Consider the following 586-nt stretch of genomic DNA (forward strand, 5'->3'; position numbering starts at 1 on the left):
GTCCGCACGTGGAAGTGCGGCGCGTGCGGTACCTCTCATGACCGTGACCTCAATGCTGCTCGGAACATCCTGGCCGCCGGACGGGCGGACAGGCTAAACGCCTGCGGAGGGCCGGTAGGACCCGGCGTGGCGATCCCACGCCAGGCACGGCCCGTTGAAACAGGAACCCACCGGAACGCCGGCCGCACCTGCCGGAATCCCCGCGCATCAGCGCGGAGAGGATGTCAAACCGTGTTCCTTCATCCTGGGCCGGTTGCGTGGGCGAGCCTAGGGAGCGGCAGCGACCAGCGGCAACAGGCGCCGCACCGGATGCACCAATCGGCAGCCGATCGGACAAACCGCGCACCAGTGTTGTGCTGCTCTCACGTCAAGAACGTTGCGACTGCCTCCGTGAACGCTTCCGGCTCGGCGCTGTGGATCAGATGCCCGGCAGGGATGGTGACGACCCGTCCGCCGGGGATGCGGCGGGCCAGCTCGGCGACACCCTCCTGCGACAGGTGACTGCGCGGGCCGCCCGCGAGCACGAGGGTCTCGGCGGTGATCCGGTCGAGCCGCTCCAGCCAGGCCGGATCAGGCGTGTCGAGTT

At 69.1% G+C, this 586-nt stretch carries 1 protein-coding gene; it reads right to left on the bottom strand.

The genetic code is table 11. From position 1 onward, the window contains the following. Positions 1-362 precede the first annotated feature (362 nt). Positions 363-586: alpha/beta fold hydrolase (locus tag ABD323_RS44125; protein WP_344447629.1), on the bottom strand; the 224-nt coding region annotated here is incomplete at its 5' end.

It is taken from the genome of Kitasatospora nipponensis (genome assembly GCF_039528135.1).
Taxonomy (GTDB): domain Bacteria; phylum Actinomycetota; class Actinomycetes; order Streptomycetales; family Streptomycetaceae; genus Kitasatospora; species Kitasatospora nipponensis.